The sequence below is a fragment of the Deinococcus sp. LM3 genome, assembly GCF_002017875.1.
GTDB lineage: Bacteria > Deinococcota > Deinococci > Deinococcales > Deinococcaceae > Deinococcus.
In genome coordinates, this window is record NZ_MUFV01000001.1 from 1,859,003 (window position 1) to 1,882,956 (window position 23,954).

General features: G+C 69.3%; 23 protein-coding genes. 15 read left to right on the forward strand and 8 right to left on the reverse strand.

Annotation, left to right across the window (positions count from 1 at the left end; all coding sequences use genetic code 11):
- Positions 1 to 27 precede the first annotated feature (27 nt).
- On the forward strand, positions 28 to 3,753 hold the full coding sequence (locus BXU09_RS08685) for a DUF11 domain-containing protein (RefSeq protein WP_078301890.1): 3,726 nt from the start codon (positions 28 to 30) through the stop codon (positions 3,751 to 3,753).
- A gap of 27 nt (positions 3,754 to 3,780) precedes the next feature.
- The gene (locus BXU09_RS08690) at positions 3,781 to 4,020 is read left to right on the forward strand and encodes a hypothetical protein (protein ID WP_078301891.1); all 240 of its coding nucleotides are present in this window, start codon (positions 3,781 to 3,783) and stop codon (positions 4,018 to 4,020) included.
- Between the two features lie 90 nt (positions 4,021 to 4,110).
- On the opposite strand, the gene pnp is transcribed toward BXU09_RS08690, so the two are convergent.
- Entirely contained in the window at positions 4,111 to 6,276 is a 2,166-nt protein-coding gene (gene pnp / locus BXU09_RS08695) for a polyribonucleotide nucleotidyltransferase (protein WP_078301893.1), read from the reverse strand.
- A 122-nt stretch (positions 6,277 to 6,398) separates the two neighbouring features.
- Here pnp and dkgB point away from each other — a divergent pair, with 122 nt between their 5' ends.
- From dkgB to BXU09_RS08760, 13 genes are all read left to right on the forward strand, one after another.
- On the forward strand, positions 6,399 to 7,226 hold the full coding sequence (gene dkgB / locus BXU09_RS08700; protein WP_078301894.1) for a 2,5-didehydrogluconate reductase DkgB: 828 nt from the start codon (positions 6,399 to 6,401) through the stop codon (positions 7,224 to 7,226).
- Between the two features lie 244 nt (positions 7,227 to 7,470).
- The gene (locus BXU09_RS08705) at positions 7,471 to 8,019 is read left to right on the forward strand and encodes a DUF4287 domain-containing protein (protein ID WP_078301896.1); all 549 of its coding nucleotides are present in this window, start codon (positions 7,471 to 7,473) and stop codon (positions 8,017 to 8,019) included.
- A gap of 96 nt (positions 8,020 to 8,115) precedes the next feature.
- Positions 8,116 to 8,823 carry a DUF899 family protein gene (locus tag BXU09_RS08710; RefSeq protein ID WP_078301897.1) on the forward strand — a complete coding sequence of 236 codons (708 nt, stop codon included), beginning with the start codon at positions 8,116 to 8,118 and terminating at the stop codon, positions 8,821 to 8,823.
- A gap of 14 nt (positions 8,824 to 8,837) precedes the next feature.
- Entirely contained in the window at positions 8,838 to 9,284 is a 447-nt protein-coding gene (locus BXU09_RS08715; RefSeq protein ID WP_078301899.1) for a YdeI/OmpD-associated family protein, read from the forward strand.
- Entirely contained in the window at positions 9,281 to 9,640 is a 360-nt protein-coding gene (locus BXU09_RS08720) for a VOC family protein (RefSeq protein WP_078301900.1), read from the forward strand. Before BXU09_RS08715 ends, BXU09_RS08720 begins: the two co-directional genes overlap by 4 nt.
- A gap of 33 nt (positions 9,641 to 9,673) precedes the next feature.
- The gene (locus BXU09_RS08725; protein WP_078301902.1) at positions 9,674 to 10,069 is read left to right on the forward strand and encodes a VOC family protein; all 396 of its coding nucleotides are present in this window, start codon (positions 9,674 to 9,676) and stop codon (positions 10,067 to 10,069) included.
- Complete coding sequence (locus BXU09_RS08730) at positions 10,066 to 10,698, forward strand: dihydrofolate reductase family protein (RefSeq protein ID WP_078301903.1); 633 nt, start codon at positions 10,066 to 10,068, stop codon at positions 10,696 to 10,698. The genes BXU09_RS08725 and BXU09_RS08730 overlap by 4 nt, the downstream gene beginning before the upstream one ends.
- Positions 10,695 to 11,054: a DUF1801 domain-containing protein gene (locus BXU09_RS08735; RefSeq protein ID WP_078301905.1), complete on the forward strand. Its 360-nt coding sequence runs from the start codon at positions 10,695 to 10,697 to the stop codon at positions 11,052 to 11,054. The genes BXU09_RS08730 and BXU09_RS08735 overlap by 4 nt, the downstream gene beginning before the upstream one ends.
- A gap of 42 nt (positions 11,055 to 11,096) precedes the next feature.
- A complete protein-coding gene (locus BXU09_RS08740) occupies positions 11,097 to 11,279 on the forward strand; it encodes a hypothetical protein (protein ID WP_205684137.1) in 183 nt (60 codons plus the stop codon).
- 99 nt (positions 11,280 to 11,378) lie between these two features.
- A complete protein-coding gene (locus BXU09_RS08745; RefSeq protein ID WP_078301908.1) occupies positions 11,379 to 12,488 on the forward strand; it encodes an oxidoreductase in 1,110 nt (369 codons plus the stop codon).
- A gap of 112 nt (positions 12,489 to 12,600) precedes the next feature.
- Positions 12,601 to 13,266 carry a Type 1 glutamine amidotransferase-like domain-containing protein gene (locus BXU09_RS08750; protein WP_078301909.1) on the forward strand — a complete coding sequence of 222 codons (666 nt, stop codon included), beginning with the start codon at positions 12,601 to 12,603 and terminating at the stop codon, positions 13,264 to 13,266.
- 75 nt (positions 13,267 to 13,341) lie between these two features.
- A complete protein-coding gene (locus BXU09_RS08755) occupies positions 13,342 to 15,381 on the forward strand; it encodes a molybdopterin oxidoreductase family protein (protein WP_078301911.1) in 2,040 nt (679 codons plus the stop codon).
- A gap of 11 nt (positions 15,382 to 15,392) precedes the next feature.
- On the forward strand, positions 15,393 to 15,935 hold the full coding sequence (locus tag BXU09_RS08760) for a dihydrofolate reductase family protein (RefSeq protein WP_078301913.1): 543 nt from the start codon (positions 15,393 to 15,395) through the stop codon (positions 15,933 to 15,935).
- On the opposite strand, the gene BXU09_RS08765 is transcribed toward BXU09_RS08760, so the two are convergent.
- From BXU09_RS08765 to coxB, 7 genes are all read right to left on the reverse strand, one after another.
- The gene (locus tag BXU09_RS08765) at positions 15,932 to 16,420 is read right to left on the reverse strand and encodes a DUF1801 domain-containing protein (RefSeq protein WP_346417586.1); all 489 of its coding nucleotides are present in this window, start codon (positions 16,418 to 16,420) and stop codon (positions 15,932 to 15,934) included. The two genes, BXU09_RS08760 and BXU09_RS08765, sit on opposite strands and share 4 nt — an antisense overlap.
- Before the next feature lie 42 nt (positions 16,421 to 16,462).
- Positions 16,463 to 16,822 carry an ArsC/Spx/MgsR family protein gene (locus BXU09_RS08770; protein ID WP_205684138.1) on the reverse strand — a complete coding sequence of 120 codons (360 nt, stop codon included), beginning with the start codon at positions 16,820 to 16,822 and terminating at the stop codon, positions 16,463 to 16,465.
- Between the two features lie 41 nt (positions 16,823 to 16,863).
- Positions 16,864 to 18,099: a NupC/NupG family nucleoside CNT transporter gene (locus BXU09_RS08775; RefSeq protein ID WP_205684139.1), complete on the reverse strand. Its 1,236-nt coding sequence runs from the start codon at positions 18,097 to 18,099 to the stop codon at positions 16,864 to 16,866.
- A gap of 74 nt (positions 18,100 to 18,173) precedes the next feature.
- On the reverse strand, positions 18,174 to 19,166 hold the full coding sequence (ruvB, locus tag BXU09_RS08780; RefSeq protein WP_078301916.1) for a Holliday junction branch migration DNA helicase RuvB: 993 nt from the start codon (positions 19,164 to 19,166) through the stop codon (positions 18,174 to 18,176).
- 142 nt (positions 19,167 to 19,308) lie between these two features.
- Complete coding sequence (locus BXU09_RS08785; RefSeq protein ID WP_078301917.1) at positions 19,309 to 20,028, reverse strand: SCO family protein; 720 nt, start codon at positions 20,026 to 20,028, stop codon at positions 19,309 to 19,311.
- Between the two features lie 117 nt (positions 20,029 to 20,145).
- Positions 20,146 to 22,602, reverse strand: a complete 2,457-nt coding sequence (locus BXU09_RS08790) for a cbb3-type cytochrome c oxidase subunit I (RefSeq protein WP_078301919.1) — start codon at positions 22,600 to 22,602, stop codon at positions 20,146 to 20,148.
- On the reverse strand, positions 22,599 to 23,834 hold the full coding sequence (coxB, locus tag BXU09_RS08795) for a cytochrome c oxidase subunit II (protein ID WP_240501123.1): 1,236 nt from the start codon (positions 23,832 to 23,834) through the stop codon (positions 22,599 to 22,601). The genes BXU09_RS08790 and coxB overlap by 4 nt, the downstream gene beginning before the upstream one ends.
- Positions 23,835 to 23,954 lie beyond the last annotated feature (120 nt).

Genomic DNA, 23,954 nt, shown 5'->3' on the forward strand with positions numbered 1-23,954 from the left:
CATTCGCAGCACGCAAGGAAGTGGCCCGTGACGAAGACGACAACACCGACGATCCCCCGCGCCCTGTCGCGCGCCGCCTGGCGGGCCGTGCTGGCCACCGCCGCCCTGACCGGCCCGGCCGGGGCGTACCAGATCGTCGGCGACCTGAGCGGCACGCCCACCACCTGGAGCGGCACGGCCGGCACCTTCCAGACGACCGCCAGCAACTACGCCGGTGGGACGGCCTCCGCGACCTTCCGTTCGGGCCTGGGCACCACCTTCACGGCTGCCAGGGATACGGCCGCCAACCAGAACTCCCTGTACGTGAACGACGGCGCGGGTGCCATCAAAACCGCGATGAACGCGCGCGCCGGAACGTACACCGGGTACTCGCCGGGCTTCACGACCAGCAGCGTGGAAGGCGTGGCGCTGCTGACCCGCGACACCCGTCAGAACGGATCGTTCACCACGTATTCCGTCACCAACCCGAACAACACCACGCAGGTGCAGTTCATCCGCCTCTACGCCGATACGACCTGCTACCCCGGCAGCAGCGCGCTGGACAGCGCCGCCACCTGCGACCGGGGAAAACTGACCGTCACGTTCACGCGGCCCGTCACCAACCCCGTGCTGCACCTGTCGGGCCTGGGCGGGAACTCTGCCATCGGGTCGCCCGCCGTGGACGCCTGGGGCATCGCCACGAACTTCCGCCTGACGAACGCCGGGGGCAGCATGACGCTGCTCGGCACACCGGCCAACCTGGCGATCACCACCGTCGGAGGACAACCGCAAGTGGGAGCCGCCGCCTTCCGCTCCGGCACTGCCTACATCCAGGGGACCTGCACGCCCGCCACCGGACTGCCCGCCGGGTGCGGCAGCGTGCAGGTGAACGGCACGTACAGCCAGCTGAACTTCGACGTGTCCATGACCATCGTGCGCGTCCTGAGCGGCACGCCCAGCCGCGTGTACCCCATCGCCGGGTACGACACCAGCCTGGCCGCCGGATCGACCCGTGACGCGAGCATCGGCGCCGACGCCACCAACTTCGCGGTCAGCGTCTCCGAGGACTTCGGGGACGCGCCCGCCAGTTACGATCCGACCGCCGCCGCGAGCCACGTGCTGAGCGACCTGAAGCTGGGCAGCGCCGCCGACGCGGACAACACCGGCACCCTGAACGGCGGGACGGCCGTCACGCCCAGCCCCGGCGCCGTGGCGCCCGGCGCGGACAACACCGGCGTAAGCGGCGACGGGGCCGACGAGGACGCGGTCACGACGTTCCCGGCCATCAACGCCAGCGCCACCAGTTACGCCCTGACCGTCCCGGTCAGCGGGGCCAGCGCCGCCGGGCAGGTGTGCGGCTGGATCGACTTCGACCGGGGCGGCACCTTCGGGAACGTCGCGTCCGAACGGGCCTGCGCGGCGTTCGCGTCCGGCGCGACCAGCGTCACCCTGAACTGGTCGGGCCTGAGCGGCCTGAGCGCCGGCACGAACTACGTGCGCCTGCGCGCCAGTTACGACACGACCGGCGTGCAGAGCCCCACCGGCCGCCTGGACAGCGGCGAGGTCGAGGACTCCCGCCTGACCATCACGCCCGCCGCCGACCTGAGCGTCACCAAGACCGACGGCGTGACCAGCGTGAACGCGAACACCCCCACCAGTTACACCATCCGCGTCACGAACAACGGCCCCAGCAGCGTGACCGGCGCTGTCCTGCGGGACGCGGCCGTCAGCGGCCTGACGGTCCTGAACCTGACCTGCTCCGGCACGCCGGGCCAGTGCGCGTCCAGCCCCACCACCGCCCAGTTGCAGGCCGGGTACGCGCTGCCCACCCTGAACAGCGGGCAGTTCTACGAGCTGACCCTGACCACCAACGTGACAGCCACCGGCAGCGTCTCGAACGTCGCCACCATCACCGCGCCCGGCGGAACCGTGGACCCCACCCCCGGCAACAACAGCGCCACCGACACCAACACCGTGAACCCCACGCCCACCGACCCCTTCCCGGCCAGCCTGTGCCGCCCGAACCCCGGCGCGAACGCCTACGCCGACATCTTCGCCCGCTGGGACCACAACGGCAGCGGCGGCACCAGCCCGGCCGGCGCGATCGAACCTGCCGCGAACAACCCGGCCGGCGCGGTCGGCGCGTCCGCCGCGAACGAGGCCGTCACGGGCGTCACCGCCGCCATCAACTCCTACGACCTGAACCTGCGCCGCAGCACCCTGGACGCCGGCGTGAACACCGGCAAGTACCTCCAGTACGCCTTCACGACCAACTCCAGCTTCGGCGGGCAGCACGTCGAACTGTACGGCCTGGGCGCCATGGTCTACAGCAGCCCCGGCAACGTGCAGGCGACCGGCACGTACCGCGTCCGCCTGGAGGTCGCCACGAACGCCGCCTTCACGTCCCCGACGGTGTTCAGAGCCGCCATCAGCTTCGACAACGGACTGGCCAGTACCGCCGACGCCGCGTCGTACTCGAACCAGGGCAGCTACGCGCAGACGTTCCTGCACTGGAACGCCGACAACCTGATCGCGCTGCAACCCGCCACCACCTACTACGTGCGCGTCTACCCGTACGCGCCCGGCGCGACCGGCTACGACAACGGCACCCCCTACCCGGGCGACGTGGTCCTGTTCGACGACTTCATGCTGAAAGCCAAGGGCTGCAACGTGCCGCCCACGGCGCTCGACGTGACGAACGCGGCCCTCACGGGCACCGGCACCGCCAGCATCGCCCCGCTGAGCGCCTCGGACGTCGCGGGCGGCACCATCCAGTCGTTCACGGTCTCCACGCTGCCCCTGGCGACGCAGGGCACGCTGCTGTTCGCGGACGGCCTGACCCCCGTGACCGCCGGGGCCGTCCTGACGCCCGCGCAGGCCTCCACGCTGACCTTCCGGCCCACCGCCGGATCTTCCGGGAACGCCACGTTCACCTTCACGGCCACCGACAACAACGGCGCGACCGACCTCACGCCCGCCACGTACACCGTACCCGTGTCCTCCATCACGGACCTGAGCGTCACCAAGACCGGCCCCGCGTACGCCGTGCCCGGCGAGGCCCTGACCTTCACCATCACGGTCACGAACACCACGGCCGTGCCCGCCGCCGCGTACACCGTGACCGACACGCTGCCCACTGGCCTGACCTTCGTCAGCGCCAGTCACGGCGGCACATACGACAGCGCCACCCGCACCGTCACCTGGACGCTGCTGGCCCTGGCGGGGAACGCCACGCAGACCCTGACCCTCACGGCTGCCGCGCCCAGCGAGGCGCAGGTCACGGGCGGCCTGACCCGCGTGCAGAACACGGCCAGCGTCGCCCTGCCCGGCGAGACGGCCCTGGGCAACAACACCTCGGCCCCCACCGACACCCGCCTGATCCTGACCAGCGTCCGCAAGGAGGTGCGGAACGTCAGCGCGGGAACGGCGTTCGGCACCAGCGGCGGCGGCAAACCCGGCGAGATCCTGGAGTACTGCCTGATCACCCACAACCTGGGCGGCGCGGACCTGGGCGCCCCGACCGGGTACGTCGTCAGGGACGCCGTGCCGGGCAACGTCACCGCCCGCCTGAACGCCTACGACGCCGAAGAGCCCGGCACGGGGACCGGTTTCGGCGTCAAGCTCACGCGCGGTTCGACCAGTTACCTGAGCAGCGTGGCGGCCACCCTGACCGACTCGGGCGGCACCTTCGGAAGCGGCGCGCTCAGCGTGAACCTGGGGGTCCTGACCGCCGGGGAGACCGTCACCATCTGCTTTCAGACCACCATCCGCTGAAGCCCCCCACCCCGCTACACTGGACGCATGAGCCTCCTGCACTGGCTGATCACGCTGCTGGCCGCCGCCCTGTCCTTCTGGAGCGTGACCCTGCTGGGCCGCAGTCTGCCGCGCGTGTCCTGGCCCGGCGTGGCCGGCGAACTGCTGACCTTCGCGCTGATGGGCGTGCTGCTGACCCAGGGCGCGCCGATGTACGCCCTGCTGATCGTGATGATCGCCGCTTCGGCCGGCACGGCGCTGGTGCTGGGCCGCGTACTGAGACGCTGAAGCAGACCGCACGGCTGCGACAGAAGAAACGGGGAGCCGCAGCCCCCCGTCCATCAACCATCAACTTTCAACCATGAACCGCAGTGAACCTCAGTCGCGGCGGGGCGGGCGGCCGCCACGGTCCCCGCCGGGGCGGGGCGCGCGGGCCTCGCGGGGCGCGATCTTGCCTTCGAGTTCCGGGCGGATCAGGTCGATCTTGCCCCGGTCGTCGATTCCGGCGATCTTCACGCGCAGTTTGTCGCCGACGTTCAGGACGTCCTCGACGGCGTTGATGCGTTCCTCGCTCATCTGGCTGATGTGCAGCATGCCGTCCTGGCCGGGGTACAGGTTCACGAACGCTCCGAACGGCGCGGTCTTCACGACGGTGCCGTCGAATTCCTCGCCGACTTTCGCCTCTCGGGTGATGCTCTCGATCTTCGCTTTCACGGCCTCGGCGGCGCTGCCGTCGGCGCTGAAGATGCGCACGGTGCCGTCTTCCTCGACCGTGACCTGCGCGCCCATGGCCTCCAGTTCGCGGATCTGCTTGCCGCCGGGCCCGATGACCTTCCCGATCAGTTCCGGGTTGATCTTGAGGCTCACGATGCGCGGCGCGGTGGGGCTGAGTTCCGCGCGGGGCGCGGCCAGCACCTCGGCCATCTTGCCCAGGATGTGCAGGCGGCCGTCGCGGGCCTGCGCGAGCGCCTCACGCATGACCTGCGGGGTGATGCCGCCCACCTTGATGTCCATCTGCAGGGCCGTGACGCCCTCGGCGGTTCCGCAGACCTTGAAGTCCATGTCGCCCAGCGCGTCTTCCAGGCCCAGGATGTCGGTCAGGACGCGGTACTTCTCGCCTTCCATCACGAGGCCCATCGCCACGCCCGCCACCGGCGCCTTGATGGGCACGCCGGCGTCCATCAGGGCCAGCGTTCCGGCGCACACGGTCGCCATGCTGCTGCTGCCGTTGGATTCCAGCACCTCGCCCACCAGTCGGATCACGTACGGGAACTCCTCGAAGGTCGGGAGGACCGCGCGGATGGCGCGCTTGGCGAGGTTCCCGTGCCCGATCTCGCGGCGGGACTGCCCGCCCATGCGCTTGACCTCGCCCGTGCTGTAGGGGGGGAAGTTGTAGTGCAGCATGAACTTGTCGTTCTCGTCGGTGGTCAGGTCGTCCACCAGCAGGTTGTCACGCTCGGTGCCCAGCGTCGCCACGCCCAGCACCTGCGTCTCGCCGCGCGTGAAGATCGCGCTGCCGTGCGCGCGGGGCAGGGGGCGGGCCTCGATCCAGATGGGCCGCACGGTCCGGCTGTTGCGGCCGTCGGCGCGCAGGTCGTCTTCCAGGATAAGGCGGCGCAGTTCCTGCTTCTCGACCTTCCCGAACGCCGCCTTCAGGGCCGCGATCTGCTCGGCGGCGCCCTCGGCGTCGGGGTTCGGCACGCGCGCGGCGATCACGGCGTCACGCACGGCCTTCGTGCGAATCCCACGGTCCTTCTTCTTCACGGTCAGCAGCGCGTCGCGCAGACCGGCGGCGCGGGCGGCCTCGGCCACCTCGGGCACCAGATCGGTGCTCAGGTCACCCTCGGCCAGAATGTTGAACTTCTCCTGACCCAGCTCGGCGCGCATCGTCTCGATCAGGTCGATGACACCCTGCATCCCGGCGTGCGCGAACTCGATGGCCGCCACGAGGTCCTCCTCGCTGGCGCCCTGCGCGCCCGCCTCGACCATCATCACGGCGTCCCGCGTGCCCGCCACCACCAAGTCCAGGCTGCTGCGCTCCAGCTGATCGGTGGTGGGGTTCAGCACGAACTGACCGTCCAGTTGCCCCACGCGCACGCAGGCGGTCGGGCCGTTCCAGGGAATGTCGCTGATGCTCAGCGCCGCTGACGCCCCGATCGGCCCCAGCACGTCCGGCAGGTTCTGCTGATCGGCGCTGATGACCGTGATGATCACCTGCGTCTCGTGACGGTAGCCCTTGGGGAACAGCGGACGGATCTGCCGGTCCGTGATGCGCGCCGACAGGATCGCCTTCTCGCCGGGGCGCCCCTCACGGCGGTGGAAGCTACCGGGGATCTTCCCGACCGCGTAGTGACGCTCCTCGAACTCCACCGTCAGCGGCAGGAAGTCCAGCGTGCTGCGCTCCTCGCGCGCCTGCGCCGTCACCAGCAGCATCGTGTCCCCGTAACGCAGGGTCACGCTGCCACTGACCAGTTTGGCCAGTTTGCCCGTCTCGATGCTCAGTTCCCGGTCACCCAGCATCGTCTTGTAAGTCTTTCCGATCATAAGGGGCAGTCTATCCCGCCCGGAGCGGCCGACACCGCGACCAGACGCCTCCCGTCACCCTCCCTTCATGCACGCGGCGCGCACCTTGAGTTCCCGGCCTGCGCGGGTGGATAGTGCGCCGTATGAGCATCGACAAGTTTGGTTCCGTTCCGAAGTTCGGTCTGGGCACGTTCCGCCTGAAGGATCAGGTCGTGATGGATTCCGTGCGCGACGCACTGGACGTGGGGTACCGCGCCATCGACACCGCGCAGGGCTACGGCAACGAGGCCGAGATTGGCGAGGTGCTGGCCGAGAGCGGCATTCACCGCGACGAACTGTTCATCACCACCAAGATCAAACCCGACAACTACGGCCGCAGCAGTCTGGTCGCCAGCCTGCAGGACAGCGTGGAGAAACTCGGCGTGGAGGCAGTGGATCTGACCCTGATCCACTGGCCCGTCCCGAACGGCCCCGTGAAACCCGAGGAGTACCTGAAAGCCCTGGCGGACGGACTGGATCAGGGCCTGACGCGGCAGATCGGCGTGTCGAACTTCAACATCGAGGGCCTGAAGCAGGCGCGCGCCATCCTGGGCGACGTGCCCATCGCCACGAACCAGGTCGAGATCCACCCGTATCTGCAGAACCGCCGCCTGGCGGAGTTCGCGCGTGGCGAGGGCATTCACCTGACGTCGTACATGACGCTGGCAGTCGGGAAGGTCATGGACGACCCGGTCTTGCAGGACATCGCCCGCGCGCACCGCGCGACGCCCGCGCAGGTGGCGCTCGCCTGGGCGCTGGCGCAGGAATACTCGGTGATTCCGTCCAGCACCAAACGCAAGAACCTCCAGAGCAACCTGGGCGCCCTGACCCTGAGCCTGACCGACGAGGACATGGAGCGCATCGCCGGGCTGGAGCAGGGCGAGTCCGCGCGCATCGCCAATCCCGAGAGTGCCCGTCCCATCTGGGATTGACCGCGCCGCCGGGGAGAGGAGGGGCCGGGAGAGATTCATTCCCGGCCCTTCTTCTTGCATGTCATTCTGTTCCAGGCTAAACTGAAGTGTATGGAAAACCACGATTACGAGCCTGCCAGCGCCGGCTTGCCCGTTCAGGCCGGTCAGGTCAGACGGAATCCGTATCAGGAGGCTGTATGCGTCGTCCCATCCCCGTCCCGCCCTACCCACACCCGCCTGTCCCTGCCCGCACGGGTGACCGCTGATGTCGTTTCAGGCGTACCTAGACAGCGTGCAGGCGAAGACCGGCAAGAGCGTCGCGGACTTCCGCACGGAAAGCGCAGACCGGGGCCTCACGAAACACGGCGAGATCGTGACGTGGCTCAAAGGCGATTACGGGCTGGGGCACGGGCACGCGAACGCCGTGGCCGCCGCGCTCCTCAAGGCCGGGCACGCCACCACGTCCAGGGACGACCGGGTCGCCGCCGTGTTCAGCGGGAAGAAGGCCGCGTGGAAACCCGCCTACGACGCGCTGCTGGCGTCTGTGCAGGCCTTCGGGACCGACGTGGACACCGCTCCCACCGACACGTACGTCAGTTTCACGCGGGGCGGCAAGAAATTCGCGGTCGTGCAGCCCACCGCCGCGCGCCTGGACCTGGGTATCAAGCGCAGGGACGCACAGGCCACGGAGCGTTTCGAGGCGGCCGGAACGTGGAACAGCATGGTCACGCACCGCGTGCGCATCGGTGACGCCGCGCAGATCGACGCCGAGGTCATGGACTGGCTGCGCGCCGCGTACGGGGCCGCGCAGTGAGGGGCCGCGCAGTGACCCCCCCCGGTCCGTCACCTTCACGTCGTCCCTGCTGCCCGCCGTCGTCGCGCCCTGCCTGAACACCCCGGAGGTTCAACGATGATCGACACCACCCCCGCCCACCCGCCCGTCGTCGACCGGGCCGCATGGACGGCCGCCCGCGCCGCGCTGCTGCCGCTGGAGAAGGCCGGGACGCGCCTGCACGACGCCATCGCCGCGCAGCGCCGCCGCCTGCCCATGACGCCCGTGCAGAACTACTCCTTCACGGGCGAACGCGGCCCTGTCACGCTGACCGACCTGTTCGCGGGGCGCTCGCAGCTGATCCTGCATCACTTCATGTTCGAGCCGCAGTGGTCGCAGGGCTGCGCGTTTTGCTCGGATGACGCCGACAACGCTGTGCCGCACCTCGCGCACCTCGGGCCGTACGACATCAGTTTTGTGCGGATCTCCCGCGCGCCCGTGGAGAAGCTGCTGGCGTACTCGGCGCGGATGGGCTGGACGGCGCCGTGGGTGTCGTCGGGTGGCACCACCTTCGGCGACGACTGGGGCTGGACACGGCCCGGCGGGGGCGAGGTCTCCGGTTTCAGCGTGTACCTGCTGCACAGCGGCGTGCCGCACCTGACATACCGCACGGACGGGCGCGGAGTGGAGTTGATGTCCAGCATCGCCGGGCACCTGGACATCACCCCGTACGGCCGGCAGGAGGCGTGGGAGGACTCGCCGCCCGGCTGGCCGCAGGACGGTACCTTCACGAAGACCAGACGCCACGACGAGTACGACGCGCCGCTTCCATCCACGCAGCCCTGAGCACCGGAGGTTCCATGCCCACATTCAGCGCAATCCTGAAGCAGGAGGGCAAGACCGCGACCGGCATCGAGGTGCCCCCCCAGATCATGGACGCGCTGGGCGGCGGGAAGAAACCGGCCGTGACCGTCACCCTGAACGGGTACGCGTACCGCAGCACCATCGGCGTGATGGGCGGACGCTCCATGATTCCCGTGAGTGCCGGGCACCGGGGAAACGCGGGCCTGAGCGCCGGCGACAGCGTGCAGGTCACGCTGGAACTCGATACGGCCCCGCGCGAGGTGGACGTGCCTGAAGACCTCCAGGCCGCGCTGGACGCGAACCCCGCCGCACTGGCCGCCTTTGCGCGGCTGTCGTACAGCGGCAAACGCCAGCACACCCTGAGCGTGGAGGGCACGAAGAACCCGGAGACGCGGGCGCGGCGCGTGGCGAAGGCTGTGGGGACACTGTCGGGCGGCGCATGAACTGGACGCTGGAGGTCGTCGTGGTGCCCGTGACGGACATCGACCGCGCCAGGGCGTTCTACGAGGGCGGCCTGGACTTTCACGTCGATCACGACCTCCAGATGGGCGGCGGGCGGCGACTGGTGCAGCTCACGCCGCCCGGTTCTCTTCAGGGCGTGCAGCTCGTGGTGAATGACCTGCGCGCCGCCTGTGAGGAACTCCTGGCGCGCGGCGTGGACGCCCCGGAAATCCAGGTACTCGGCGGCCCCCCGCGCCCCGCCACCCCGGACGACGACCTGAACCATGTCGGGTTTCTGTTCATGAAAGACCCGGACGGGAACGGGTTTGCTGTGCAGCAGATCAGCGCCCGCCCATAGCCCACCGCCCCCATCCCTGAAGGAGAACTGACCATGCCGCACACCATCACGCCCTTCCTGATGTTCCAGGGACAGTGCACTGACGCCCTGGCCCTGTACACCCGTGTGTTCCCGGAGGCCCGCGTGGAGGGCCTGGAGCACTACCCGGACGGCACCGTGCGCGGTGCGACCCTGCACCTGACGGACACCCTGGCGCTGCGCGTGACCGACAGTCCTGTCCAGCATGCGTTCACGTTCACGCCGTCCACGTCGCTGTTCGTGGACTGCGCGGACATCGCCGGGTTCGAGGCGCTGTACGCGGGCCTGTCGGACGGCGGCGAGATTCTGATGCCACCCGCCGACTACGACTTCAGTCCGCGCTTCGCGTGGGTGAACGACCCGTACGGCGTGTCCTGGCAGCTGAACGTACCCCACCCACAGACGCCATGAGGCCCCTGATCGTCAGCAATTTCGTCACGTTGGACGGCTGTTACGAGGATGCCAGCCGGACGCTGGTGCCCCTGTTCGAGTACCGGCACCCCGATTACGACGGCGACGATCAGTTCGACCACCACAACCTGGAGGTGCTGGAGGCTGCCGGGACGCTGCTGCTCGCCGGGCACGAGTCCGCGCTGAACAACCTGCGGTACTGGCAGGGCGTGCAAGGCGACCCGCAGGCGACCCCGGTGCGCCGGGCCTTCGCGCGTCGCATCGCGCAGATCGAGACGGTCATCGTGTCCGATCACGTCACGCCGGGCGATCTGACGCCGTTCCCGAACGCCCGCGCCGCGAAGGTCGCGGACGCCGAAGCGACTGTACGTACCCTGAAGGCTGGCGAGGGGCCGCCCATCCTGATCATCCTGAGCCGCCTGCTGTGGCAGGGCATGCTGGCGCGCGGACTGGTGGACGAACTGCACCTGACGACCTTCCCGCTGCTGGCCGGGCCGGGCGGTACACCGCTGTTCACGGGCCGCCCCCCGGTGCAGTTCCGGCTGATCCGCTCGCAGACCTACCCCGGCTCCGGGAACGTGCTGAACGTGTACGACGTGTCGAGCCTCGCGCCGGGGGCCGGGTCATGAACAGTGCCGTGACGGCGTTCCTGGCCGCGCTGGAGCACCCGCACCGGGCGCAGATCGGCGAGCTGCGCGCCGTGATCCTGGCGGCCGATCTGGCCATCCGGGAGGAGGTGAAGTGGAACGCGCCGAGTTTCCGGCTGGCGGATCACTTCGCGACCTTCAAACTCCGGCCCGAATCGACCTTGCAGGTCGTGCTGCACACCGGGGCGAAGGTGCGCGCCGAGCCGCTGGTCATGCACATTGACGATCCGGCGGGCCTGCTGGCCTGGGTCACGCCGGACCGGGCGGTGCTGACCCTGCGTGACCCGGACACCGTGGCCGCGCACTCGGACGCCGTGCAGGGCATCGTCCGGCAGTGAATCGCGCAGCTCCACGCCGCGCCGGCCGACGACCTGCCGCGCGTGGGTGCTCCAGCCCGACGCGCCCTGGCGACTGCGGGCATCACCACCCTGGCCGACCTCGCGCCGCGCACCGAGAAGGAGGTCGCGGGACTGCACGGCCTGGGGCCGAAAGCACTCGGGCTGCTGCGCGAGGCCCTGAGGGAGCGGGGACTGGCCTTCAGCGATGAAAGGGACTCCGGTTAAATGCCTTGTACAGACCGCCGGGCCGGAGTCCGCATGATTCCCAGTTCCCCTTCAGGTGAACGCTACCGTCCACCCACCTCGCCCTGAAAGGATGACTGCATGCAGCTCAAGAAGCATTCTGAACTCACCGCCTCCCGGAAAGCCGCGCTCGTGGCTGCCGGCCTCGTGCAGGTCGGCCTGTTCGCTGCTGCGTGGGGTGATCTGAACCTGCGCCGCCCGGACGCCGTGCGCGGCAGCAAGGCCGCGTGGCGCGCGGGCCTGTTCGTGAACACGCTGGGGCCGCTCGCGTACCTCGCGCGGGGCCGCAAGGGCAGCGCGTGGACGGAAGCGAACGTGCCCGACCAGACCGGCCGGGTCGTGGTCGTGACCGGCGCGAACAGCGGCCTGGGCCTGGAAACCTCGCGGGTGCTGGCCCTGCGCGGCGCGACCGTGATCATGGCCTGCCGCAGCGAGCAGAGGGCACAGAAGGCCGCCGCCGGTATCCGCGCGCTGAACCCGAAGGGCGAGGTCGTCCTGATGACCCTGGACCTGGGCGACCTGGATTCCGTGAAAGCCTTCGCGGACGCCTTCCGGGCGCGGTACGACCACCTGGACATCCTGGTGAACAACGCCGGGATCATGGTGCCGCCGCTGGGCCGCACCGCGCAGGGCTTCGAGACGCAGTTCGGCGTGAACCACCTGGGTCACTTCGCCCTGAGTGCCGCGCTGATGCCGCTGCTGGAGCGCACGGCGGGCGCGCGGGTCGTGACCGTCAGTTCCTTCGCGCACCGCTTCGGGGAACTGAACCTCGCGGACGCCAACTGGCACGCCCGGCCCTACGCGCCCATGCCCGCCTACGGGCAGAGCAAACTGGCGAACCTGCTGTTCACGCACGAACTGCAACGCCGCCTGAACGCCGCCGGGAAGGACGTGCTGGCCGTCGCCGCGCACCCCGGCTGGGCCGCCACCGGGTTGCAGGGCGACAGCCGGGGCTCGACCCTCGCCAACCGCCTGTTCGCGCAGCCGCAGGCCACCGGCGCGCTGCCCACCCTGTACGCCGCGACCGCCCCGGACGTGACGGGCGGCGCGTACTACGGTCCCAGCGGTCTGCTGCAACTCGGCGGGAACCCGGAACGGGTCGACTCGAACGCCCGCTCGCACGACACGCAGGACGCCGCGAACCTCTGGGCGCTGTCCGAACGGCTGACCGGCGTGACCTTCACCGTCTGATAAGGACTCCGGTTGACCGGGGGCGCCCGGTGCGTGGGCAGTAGACTGAGCGCACCATGAACCCCAGGAAGGACGGTACCCCGGAGCCTGTCACCACCGGACCGGTCCCCGCGTGAAGTTGCTGCTCACGTCGGGGGGCGTCACGAACGCCAGCATCCACGCGGCGCTCGTGGAGATGCTCGGCAAGCCCATCGCCGAGTGCCGCGCCCTGTGCATTCCCACCGCGCAGCACGGGCACCCCTGGTGTACGCCCGAGAGCGCGTGGCGGTTCATCTCGGGTCAGCCGCCGTCCTACATGACCGGCCTGGGCTGGCAGAGCGTGGGGGTGCTGGAACTCCTCGCCCTGCCTCACGTGCCCCGCGACCGCTGGGAGGCGTGGGTGCGGGCCGCCGACGTGCTGCTCGTGGACGGCGGCGACGCGGCGTTCCTGGCCCACTGGCTACGTCAGTCCGGGCTTGCCGACCTGCTGCCCGACCTGACGGACACCGTGTGGGTCGGTGTGAGCGCCGGGAGCATGGTCCTGACGCCCCGCATCGGCCCGCAGTTCGTGTCCTGGCCCGGCGCGGACGGCGACGACCGGGGGCTGGGCCTCGTGGACTTCTCGATCTTCCCGCACCTGAACTACCCCGAGTTCCCCACCAACCGCATGGCGGACGCCGAGGCCTGGGCCGCGCAGATCGGCGGGCCCGCCTACGCCCTCGACGACCAGAGTGCCCTGCGGGTGGTGGACGGCGCCGTGCAGGTCATCTCGGAAGGGGAGTGGCGGGCGTTCCCGTGACGGCCGCCACCCTACCGGCCCCGTCCGCCTGAACCGGCCCTCCCGACTTGGTGCGGGGGCGCGTATTCTCGCGGTATGACCGCGCCCGACTCTCTTTCGCGTGATGTGCTGCTCACCTGCCCGCTGGACTGCCCGGACGCCTGCCGCCTGAAGGTGACGGTGGGCCGCGACACGCCGGGTGGGCCGGAGCGGATGCTGAAGGTGACCGGGGACGCCGCGCACCCGATCACGAAGGGCTTCGCGTGCGCCAAGACCGTGCATTACCCGGCCCGCGCGAACCACCCGGACCGGCCGCTGTACCCCCTGAAACGCGTGAATGCCAAGACGGACCCCGAGCCGGTCTGGGAGCGCGTGACCTGGGATTCGGCGCTGGACGACATCGCCGCGCGCCTGCGCACCCTGCTGGACACGCGCGGCCCCGGCAGCATCCTGCGGTACAACTACGCGGGAACGATGGGCCTGATGGAGGGCACGCACGTGCACGCGCTGTTCCGCGCGCTGGGCGCCCCGGAACTGGACGAGACGATCTGCGCGACGGCCGGCACCGAGGCCTGGAGCCTGGGCTACGGCACGCGCTTCGGGGTGGACCCCGCCGACGTGGCGCACGCCCGGCTGATCGTGCTGTGGGGCATCAATTCCCTGAGTACGAACAGTCACCTGACGCCGCACCTGACGGCGGCGCGCAAGGCCGGGGCGCGGATCGTGTGCGTGGACCCGTACCGCAACCGCACGGCGGCTTTTGCGGACGAGCACCTGAAGATCCGGCCCGGCACGGACGCCGCGCTGGCGTTGGGCGTGATGCATGAACTGTTCGCGCACGGCTGGACCGACGAGGCGTACATCGCCGAGGCGACGACCGGCATCGAGGAACTGCGCGAGGCGGCCCGCGAGTGGACCCCGGAACGCACCGCGCAGATCACTGGGCTGGACGCCGACGTGATCCGCACCTTCGCCCGCGCGGTCGGCACGACGCGCCCCACGTACTTCCGAGTGGGGTACGGCATGACCCGCCACGAGCACGGCGGCACGAACCTGCGGGCCGTGACCCTGATTCCCGCCCTGACCGGCGACTGGAGACACCGGGGCGGCGGCTGCACCCTGAGCACCAGCGGCGCGTTCCGGCTGAACCGCGCCCGCCTGGGGGCCGCGCACCTGATCCGCCCGGACGCGGCGCGCGTGAACATGAACGAGTACGCGGGCGCCCTGCGCCCGGAACGGGGCTTTGGTGCCACGTTCATCTACAACTGCAACCCGGCGGTCGTCGCGCCGGATGCCGGGCGGGTCCGCGCGGGCCTGCAACGCGACGACCTGCTGGTGGTCGTGCTGGAACAGGCCATGACCGAGACGGCCCGGCTGGCCGACTACCTGCTGCCCGCCACGACCTTCGCCGAGCACGCCGACGTGTACACCAGCTACGGCCACCACTACCTGGGCTACAACCCGGCCACGCTGGACGCCCCCGGCGAGGCGCGGCCGAACTCCTGGGTCTTCCAGCAGCTCGCGCGGCGCCTGGGCGTCACCGAGCCCAGCGTGTACTGGACGGTGGACGACCTGCTGGCCGAGCTGCTGACCACCGACCACCCCCTGCTCTCGGGCGTCACCCCCGAGCGACTGAAGGCCGAGGGCAGCGTCCGCCTGAACCTCCCCGACGGGTTCCTGCCGTACGCGCACGGCGCGGAGACGCCCAGCGGGCGGGTGCAGCTCAGCCCCGCCCCTGCCCACCGCGAACCGCTGGCGGCGCTGAGTGCCGAGTACCCGGTGCGGCTGCTCACGCCGCCCGCGCATCACTTCCTGAACAGTACCTACGGCAATCTGGCGAACCTCAACCGCGCCGAGGGGGGTGAACCGCACCTGCTGCTGCACCCCCAGGATGCGCAGGCGTCCGGCGTGACCGACGGGGGGCTCGCCACGCTGACCAGCGAGGTCGGGAGCGTGCAGCGCCGCGTGAAGGTCACGGACGCCGCTCAGCCCGGCGCGGCCATCCTGGAGGGGACGTGGTGGGGCCTCAGCGCGCCGGACGGCCGCAGCATCAACGAACTGACCGCGCAGACCCTGACGGACCTGGGGGGCGGCAGCACCTTCCACAACACCCGCATCCGCATCGAACCCGTTTAAGGAGGTAAGGCGTGCGCCCACTGATCGTCACCGAGTTCCTGTCCCTGGACGGCGTGTACGAGGAACACTCGCCGTGGCGCGCACCCTACCGCCCGGACGACGGGCCGTTCAAACGCGACGAACTGTTCGCCAGCAGCGCACTGCTGCTGGGCCGCACCACCTACGAGGATTTTGCGGCGTACTGGCCGACCGCGACGGGCGCGTTCGCGGAGCGCATGAACGCCCTGCCCAAGTTCGTGGCGACCTCCCGTCCCGGCCCGCTCGACTGGAACGCCACCGCACTGGGGCCGGACGTGCTGGCAGACGTGCAGACCCTGAAGGCACAGCCGGGCGGCCCGCTGCTCGTGTACGGCAGCGGCACCCTCGCGCAGACGCTGCTGCGCCGTGGGCTGGTGGACGCACTGCGCCTGATGGTCTTTCCGGTCATCGTGGGGCGCGGCAGGCGCCTCTTCGACACGCTGGAGCACGTCCCCCTGACCCTGCTGGACACGCGGGAGATGGGTGCGGGCGTGCTGCTCCTCACCTACGGGCCGGACGCCAGCGCGAAAGGCTAGCGGCTTTTCCTCGCCGCCTGCGCCCGCTCGTTCGCGGCGGCGGCCGCGCGGATCAGGTCACCGAACGCCGCCCCGTCCAGCGTGGCCTCCTCGGGCAGGTCGATGGCGCGGCGCACCTTCCCGTCCAGGCTGGCGTTGAACAGCCCGGCCGGGTCGGGCAGGCTGGCCCCGCGAGGGAACGTGAGTTTCACGGCCCGCGCGTGGGGCTCGCCGGTGCAGAGGATCCCCGCGTGCTCCCACACCGGCACGCCGGGCGAGCCTGCCTTGGCCCACTTCACGCTCTCCTGCACGGTGGGCAGCGCCGCCTGGATCAGGGCGCGTATGCGGCGCAGGGTGTCGCCGCGCCAGTCATACGGAATCCGATTGAATGGCTTACAAAGCCGTTCAATCCGAGCGGATGCGAGTAGGAGAGAGACGGGTTCCGGACGTGGAGTTAACAGATCGGTGGTGTTCCGATCTGTTAACGAAACAAACGGAATCCGTATCGGTCAGGGCCGCCAGCCGCTCGCCCACCGGGTCGGGGTGGGTCACGATCCGGCCAGCATGGCCTTCCAGCCTTCGAGGTCCTCACCGACCGTCAGGTGCTTCCCGGCGCGCACCAGCGGCAGGCGCAGCAGGTCCGGGTCGTCGATGACCTTGGCGATCACGCCGTCCTCGGTGGTGCGCAGGTACGCGAGGTTGCTGCGTTCGTAGGCCTTGCCGGTCAGGTCCAGCAGGGCGTTCAGGCCGAACTTCTGCACGAAGCGGCTCAATTCCCCCTTGGCGATGGGCCGCTCTTTCAGGTCCACGAAATGGATCTTGATCTTGCGTTCCTTGAAGAAGCGTTCGGCGGCGCGCGTTTCCTTGCTCTTGCGCGTGCCGAACACCTGTACCTGCAGTTCAGTCATGCCTCAAGTGTAGTGGGGAGCGTCGTGGGGAGGCCCGGCGGTCAGCCGAGCAGCATTCCGGCCAGGGTGCCGCTCAGCAGGTTCGCGAGCGTCCCGGCGGCCACGGCGCGCAGGCCCAGCTGCGCGATGTCCGGGCGGCGGCTGGGGGCGAGGCTGCCCAGGCCGCCCAGCAGGATCGCGAGGCTCGACAGGTTCGCGAAGCCGCACAGCGCGAACGTCACGATGGCCTCGACCTTGGGGCTCACGCCGCCGGCCTTGAGGGTCTCGGCGAATTCGACGAAGGCCACGAACTCGTTCGTGACGAGTTTCTGCCCGATGAAACTCCCGGCGGTCGTCGCGGATTCCCACGGTACGCCGATCAGGAACGCCAGCGGCGCGAACAGGTAGCCCAGCAGCAGCTGGATGCTGAGGTCCGGCGCGCCCACCAGCCCGCCGACCAGTCCGATCAGGCCGTTCAGCAGCGCGATCAGGCCGATGAACGCGATCAGCATCGCGCCCACGTTCAGCGCGAGGCCCAGGCCGCTGCTCGCGCCGCGCGCCGCCGCGTCGATCACGTTCACGGGGCGGCCCTCCGGGTCCTCGGGGATGTCGCCCTTGTAGTCCTGGGTGGGTTCGGTTTCCGGGAAGATCAGCTTCGCCATGAGCAGACCGGCGGGCGCGGCCATGAACGACGCGGCGATCAGGTAGTCCAGCCGCACGCCCAGCAGCGAGTACCCCACCAGCACGCTCCCGGCGACGCTGGCCAGCCCGCCGACCATCACCGCGAACAGTTCCGAGCGGGTCATGCGTTCGATGAAGGGCCGCACGACCAGCGGCGCCTCGGTCTGCCCCACGAAGATGTTCGCGGTGGCCGACAGGCTCTCGCCCCGGCTGGTCTGCAGCAGGCGACTCAGGCCGCCGCCCAGGAAGCGCACCACGGCCTGCATGATGCCCAGGTGGTACAGCACGGCGATCAGCGCGCTGAAGAACACGATGATCGGCAGCACCCCGAACGCGAAGATGAACCCCGCGCCGTCCAGCGCGCCGTTCGTGAGGTTCCCGAACACGAAGTTGATGCCCTCCTGCGCGTTCCCCACCACGCCCTGCACCGCCGCTGACACGCCGTCCAGGGCGCGGCGGCCCAGCGGCCAGCGCAGCACGATCACCGCGAAGGCCAGTTGCAGCAGCAGCGCCAGCCCCACGGTGCGCCAGTTCACGGCGCGGCGATTCACACTCAGCAGCAGGCCCAGGCCGATCAGTACGGCCACGCCTCCCAGTCCCCACAGAACGTCCAGCATCCCGCCAGGGTAATGCAGCCGGGTGAGGACCACCCCGGACGGGCGTCCCGCCGCGCGGTCCCCTTCGGTGGTCGTCAGTTGGTGTAGAAGCCCAGGTCCTGATCGCCGCTGACCGGCAGGCCCAGGTGGTCGTAGGCGTGCGCGGTGGCGACCCGGCCGCGCGGCGTGCGCTTGATGAAGCCCAGCTGGATCAGGTACGGCTCGTACACGTCCTCCAGGGTCAGGGCGTCCTCGCTGATGGCGGTGGCCAGGGTGTCCACGCCGACCGGGCCGCCCGCGAAGCGGTGAATCAGGGTTTCCAGGTACTTCTTGTCGCGGTCGTCCAGTCCGGCGCTGTCCAGGCCCAGGCGGTCCAGGGCGTCCTGTGCGCGGGGCAGGGCGATGGTGGTCTCGCCGGCCACGTCGGCGTAGTCACGCACGCGCCGCAGCAGGCGCTTGGCGATGCGCATGGTGCCCCGTGAGCGCGCCCCGACTTCCAGCGCGGCGTCGTCGCTCAGGCCGAAGCCCAGCAGGCGCGCGTCGCGGGTCAGGTTCTGGGCGATCTCCTCGGGCGTGTAGTACTCCAGGTGTTCGATGATCCCGAAGCGGCTGCGCATGGGCGCGCTGATCAGGCCGGGACGGGTGGTCGCGCCGACCAGCGTGAAGCGCGGCAGCGGCAGCTCGATGGTGCGCGCCGCCGGACCCTGGCCCAGCACGATGTCCAGCTTGAAGTCCTCCATGGCCGGGTACAGGTGTTCCTCCGCCACGCGGCCCAGGCGGTGGATCTCGTCGATGAACAGCACGTCGCCTTCCTCCAGGCTGTTCGTGAGGATGGCGGCCAGATCACCGGGTTTCTCGATGGCGGGTCCCGAGGTCACGCGGATGTTCACGCCCAGTTCGGCGGCGATGATGTGCGCCAGGGTGGTCTTGCCCAGTCCGGGTGGGCCGAACAGCAGAGTGTGGTCCAGCGCTTCCTTGCGGCCCCGCGCGGCCTGAAGGTACACGCCGAGTTTGTCCTTGAGTTTCTCCTGACCCACGTACTCGGTCAGGGTCTTGGGACGCAGGGCGGCGTCGAGCGGTTCGGTCATAACAGAGAGTGTACCCTAACTTCGCTGTGGGCGGAATACCGTGCGTTCAGCCGGGCACCCACCCTCATGCGGACGGCCCACCATTTCCGTCCCGGCCAGCAGGGAACTGCATGACTATCCAGTTCCCGGAGCCCGTATCGCTTCAGGGAGTCGCGTACTCGCGGATCAGGCGCGGCAGGTCGCGGTCCAGTTCGCCGTTCACGACCGCCTCGTTCCCGTACACCCGCACGAAACGGCCCTGGCCGTCCACCACGCTCACCTGATCGCCATGCATCCGCGCCGCGACGGCCGCCGACGCCCCGGCCGCCTGCGCATTCGCCGCTCCGTCCCCCACTGCTCCGTCCCCGGCCGTCTGCGCGTCGCCGCCCAGGTGCGCGCTGTGGTCCACGCCTTCCAGCGGCGGCTTCACGTTCGCCACGAACATCACCCGCGCCGCCTCGTCGATGGTGGCGGCCTCGCCGGTCAGGCCCGTGAACGCCGGATCGAAGCGCTCCAGGTACGCCCGAACCACCGGGGCCGTGTCGTGCACCGGGTCCACCGTGATGAACTGCACCTGCACCCGCCCGCGCTGATCGTCCGGCAGGGCCGCGAGGGTGTTCTTCAGGCTCGCCAGGGTCGCCGGGCACACGTCCGGGCAGCGTACGAAGCCGTAGAACACCAGCCGCAGCCGCCCGTCCGTCACGGCCAGCGTGGTCGGCTGCCCCCGGTCATTCACCAGCGCCAGGGCGGGCAGCGCCAGCGGCGTGTCCAGCGCCTCGCCCCCCAGCGCCGGCGACTGCCCCTGCCGGAACAGCAGCAGCCCGCCCAGCACCGCCGCGACCACCAGAAGACCCACCGTCAGCACCCTCGAGAACCCTGTCATACCCGCAGGGTAGGGGAGAAGCGCGGGGTGGGGTGTCCCCCGCCACACAACGCGAAAGGGACGCCCTTGCAGGCGCCCCCCTTTTCGCTTCTACGGTCCGGTGTTAGCAGGCCGGTGTTACCAGGCGTAGAAGATCGCGACGATCAGCAGCCACACGACGTCCACCAGGTGCCAGTACAGGCTGGCGGGCGTGATGGACCCGTGGTTGTACTTGTCCATCTTGCCGGTCATGGCCTGGTAGAAGGGCAGGGCCACGCCGGTGCCGCCGATCAGGATGTGCAGACCGTGCAGGCCGACGATGATGAAGAAGCACGACTGCCACAGGTTCTGTTTCCAGTCGCTTTCCACGCCGAACAGCGTGAACTCGTACACCTGGAAGATCATGAACACGGCGCCCAGCAGCAGCGTGATGAACAGGCCCAGGCGGAAGCGGGTCAGCTTGCCGTGGTGGTTGTCCTGCTCGGCGCGGTGAATCACGAAGGAACTCGCGACCAGGATCAGGGTGTTCAGCGCGGCCAGCCAGATGGCGGGACGCAGCGCGGGCGGCTCGGCGGCGCCGATCACGCGCAGGTACACGTACCCGGCGATCAGCACGCCGAACAGACCGACTTCGCTGATGATGAACCACGCCATGCCCATGAAGCCGTTGTCGTATTTGGTCAGGTGGTGGTGCGCGACGGGCACGTCGTATTCACGGGTGCCGGCCCACTTGAACAGCGCGAACAGGAACAGCGGGATGCTGATGTACAGCACGATGGACGCGAACAGCGCGCCGGGCGCCATCTCGAAGAAGGGCTTCAGACCGCCGGCCGGGGTGTAGTTGGTGAACCAGCCGAAGCTCAGGCCGTATCCCATCAGCAGCAGCGCGGCGGCGGTCAGGAACGGGCCCCAGCTGTCCACGGGCAGGTGGATGCTCTTGGGGTCCACGGGGGTCAGGGTCTCGCCGCTCTGCTCCCAGTCGTACAGGGGGCGTTCGGTGGGGAAGTTGGTGGGGAACTCGTGCGCGAAGTTGTACGCGGCGGGCGGGCTGGCAGCCGTCCACTCGAGCGTGAAGCCGCCCCAGGGGTTGGCGCTGGCCGTGGCGGGCGCACGGAAGCTCTGCAGCATGTTCAGGACCCACACGATGCCGCCGGCCAGCAGGATCAGGGCGCCGACCGTGGAGATCAGGTTCAGTTCACTCCAGGCGAAGTTCCCGGCCGGGTAGGTGTAGTAACGGCGCGGCATGCCCAGCAGACCCAGGATGTACTGCGGCAGGAAGGTCATCCACGAGCCGATCATGAACAGCCAGAAGTGCCACAGGCCCAGCTTCTCGCTCATGAAGCGGCCGGTCATCTTGGGCCACCAGTAGTACAGGCCGCCCATCGCCAGGAACGCCGTGCCGAACATCATCACGTTATGGAAGTGCGCCACGACGTAGTACGACATGGTGACCTGGTAGTCGAAGGGAATCATGCCCAGGCTCACGCCGGTGATCCCGCCGATCAGGAAGTTGAAGATGAAGCCCACCAGCCAGTACGTGGGGGATTTCAGCACGATCCGCCCGCCCCACAGGGTGCCGATCAGGTTGAAGATCTTCACGCCGGTCGGGACAGCCACGATCAGCGTGGCGATCATGAACGCGATCTGCCAGGAGTCCGGCAGGCCCACGGCGAACATGTGGTGCACCCACACCAGCAGGCTGACCAGCACGATCGCCAGGATCGAGTACACCATCACGCGGTACCCGAACAGCGGCTTGCGGGCCATGGTGCTGGCGATCTCGGCGCCGATACCCAGGTACGGCAGCAGCATCACGTACACGGCCGGGTGAGAGTAGAACCAGAAGAACTGCTGGAACATGACGGGCACGCCGCCGATGCCGGGGTTGAACATGCTCAGGCCCAGCTTCAGCTCCAGGTACGTGACGAGCGCCGCGGCGGTCAGGCCGCCCAGCGAGATCAGCTGCAGGATGGAGGTCGCGAAGATGCTCCACACGAAGATGGGCATCTTCCACAGGCTCATGCCGGGGGCGCGCATGTTCACGATGGTCGCCGCGAAGTTCGCGCTGCCCAGCAGCGACGCGATGCCGTTCAGGGTCAGGGCCACCATCAGCACGCTCACGCCGGTCTGGTTGGCGTCCACGCTCAGCGGGTAGTAGAAGGTCCAGCCGACGCCGGGCGCGCCGCCGTTCCACAGGCCCAGAATCACCAGGATCAGGCTGAAGATGAACAGCCACACCGCAAACGTGTTGATGCGCGGCAGGGCCACGTCCCGGATGCCCAGTTGCAGTGGCAGGAACCAGTTCCCGAAGCCGAACAGCCCGATCGGAATCAGGAAGAAGAAGATCATCAGGGCGGCGTGCACGGTCAGCACCTGGTTGTAGGTGTTGCCCACCAGGAAGGTGTTGTCCGGCACGGCCAGCTGCAGGCGGATCCCGACGGCCAGCAGGCCCGCGACCGCGAAGCCCAGGATGCTGGTCAGGATGTAGAGCGTCCCGATCTTCTTGTGATCGGTGGTCATCATGTAGTCCTTCAGGACCGCCCAGACGCCCGGGCGGGCGTGGGTGTCCTTCAGGGGTGCGTGCTGAACGGTCACTGGGTGCCTCCGGTGGCGCCGGCGCCGATGACGGGGCTGCCGCGCCAGTAGTCCGCCTCTTCAGGCAGTTGCAGGCTGCGCAGGTACGCGGCGATGTCGTCGATCTCGGCGTCGGTCAGGGTGCCGCCCTTGACGAGTTCACCCTTGGTGTTGCGGTACTCGCTGCCGTCGTACGTGGGCATGAGGCTGCCCGGCTTGACGCGGGGGCTGTTCTTCAGCCACGCGGTCAGGTGTTTTTTCGCTTCCTCGTCTTCCCACTTGTCTGCGGTCATGGCTTCCCACATGCCGGCGCCCAGGGTGCGGCGCGTGCCGAAGAAGCTCAGGTCCGGGCCGGCCACGCCCGCTGCGGGAGTGCCCTGCACGCGGTGGCAGGCGGCGCAGGACACGGCGCCCGTGCTGCCCTTGCCCTGCATGAACAGCGCGTACCCGCGCGCCTCGGCGCTGCCGGGGGCGGGTTCGGGAGCGCGGTAGGCCTTCATGGCGGCCAGGGTCGCGTCGTAGCGTTCCTGATCGAGCGCGACGACCTTGTACCGCATGTTGGCGTGGCTGGCCCCGCACAGCTGCGAGCAGTTGCCCTGGTACACGCCGGCACGTTCCGTGTCGACCTGCCAGGTCTTCTGCACGGCCGGCATCGCGGCGCGCTGACCGCCGATGTTCGGCGCCCAGAAGCCGTGAATGACGTCGCCGCTGGTGATGGTCAGCGCGACCGGCTGCTTGGTGGGCATGATCAGCTCGTTGCCGTTGGTGACCACGCCGCCGGCGTCGCTGGTCGTCTCGGGGTACGCGAAGTTCCACCAGAACTGCTTGCCCAGCACGTCGATCTTGGTGGCCTGCTCGGGCGTGGGGTTCAGGATGGCCATGGACCGCACCGTCAGGACACTCAGGCCGAACACGATGATCACGGGGACGGCCACCAGAATGACTTCCAGGCGGTTGTTCCCGTGGAACTGCGCGGGCGGCGCGTCGTGCCGGTCCTCACGGAACTTCTGCACCGTGTAGAACAGCGCGTACGACACGCCGACGAAGATGATGATCGACAGGACGATGGCCCAGACGCTCATCCACCAGATTTCGCGGTTGTAAGCAGACGACATGTCCCCGATGAACAGGGACTGATTGGCCTGCTGACAGCCGGTGAGCAGTGTGGCGCCCAGCGCCGCCGCCGCGATGGGCCGCGTGATGGGTCGCCTCCGTGTGCCGCTGTGGCGGTGTTTGGTGGTGTTCAACTTCACTCCTTTCCTCTGCTTGCAGTCTAAAGCGTCACGCCGGGTTATGCGCCTCACGCAGCCTGCCACCGGGCGCCGGACCCGGGGAGGCGACACACCCAGCATTCTACCGACCGGTCAGGCATA

What these genes read in the sequence shown, in the direction of transcription:
- BXU09_RS08690 (WP_078301891.1), top strand. Translation starts at nt 3,781, where the DNA reads ATGAGCCTCCTGCACTGGCTGATCACGCTGCTGGCCGCCGCCCTGTCC.
- pnp (WP_078301893.1), bottom strand. Translation starts at nt 6,276, where the DNA reads ATGATCGGAAAGACTTACAAGACGATGCTGGGTGACCGGGAACTGAGC.
- dkgB (WP_078301894.1), top strand. Translation starts at nt 6,399, where the DNA reads ATGAGCATCGACAAGTTTGGTTCCGTTCCGAAGTTCGGTCTGGGCACG.
- BXU09_RS08705 (WP_078301896.1), top strand. Translation starts at nt 7,471, where the DNA reads ATGTCGTTTCAGGCGTACCTAGACAGCGTGCAGGCGAAGACCGGCAAG.
- BXU09_RS08710 (WP_078301897.1), top strand. Translation starts at nt 8,116, where the DNA reads ATGATCGACACCACCCCCGCCCACCCGCCCGTCGTCGACCGGGCCGCA.
- BXU09_RS08715 (WP_078301899.1), top strand. Translation starts at nt 8,838, where the DNA reads ATGCCCACATTCAGCGCAATCCTGAAGCAGGAGGGCAAGACCGCGACC.
- BXU09_RS08720 (WP_078301900.1), top strand. Translation starts at nt 9,281, where the DNA reads ATGAACTGGACGCTGGAGGTCGTCGTGGTGCCCGTGACGGACATCGAC.
- BXU09_RS08725 (WP_078301902.1), top strand. Translation starts at nt 9,674, where the DNA reads ATGCCGCACACCATCACGCCCTTCCTGATGTTCCAGGGACAGTGCACT.
- BXU09_RS08730 (WP_078301903.1), top strand. Translation starts at nt 10,066, where the DNA reads ATGAGGCCCCTGATCGTCAGCAATTTCGTCACGTTGGACGGCTGTTAC.
- BXU09_RS08735 (WP_078301905.1), top strand. Translation starts at nt 10,695, where the DNA reads ATGAACAGTGCCGTGACGGCGTTCCTGGCCGCGCTGGAGCACCCGCAC.
- BXU09_RS08745 (WP_078301908.1), top strand. Translation starts at nt 11,379, where the DNA reads ATGCAGCTCAAGAAGCATTCTGAACTCACCGCCTCCCGGAAAGCCGCG.
- BXU09_RS08755 (WP_078301911.1), top strand. Translation starts at nt 13,342, where the DNA reads ATGACCGCGCCCGACTCTCTTTCGCGTGATGTGCTGCTCACCTGCCCG.
- BXU09_RS08770 (WP_205684138.1), bottom strand. Translation starts at nt 16,822, where the DNA reads ATGACTGAACTGCAGGTACAGGTGTTCGGCACGCGCAAGAGCAAGGAA.
- BXU09_RS08775 (WP_205684139.1), bottom strand. Translation starts at nt 18,099, where the DNA reads ATGCTGGACGTTCTGTGGGGACTGGGAGGCGTGGCCGTACTGATCGGC.
- ruvB (WP_078301916.1), bottom strand. Translation starts at nt 19,166, where the DNA reads ATGACCGAACCGCTCGACGCCGCCCTGCGTCCCAAGACCCTGACCGAG.
- BXU09_RS08785 (WP_078301917.1), bottom strand. Translation starts at nt 20,028, where the DNA reads ATGACAGGGTTCTCGAGGGTGCTGACGGTGGGTCTTCTGGTGGTCGCG.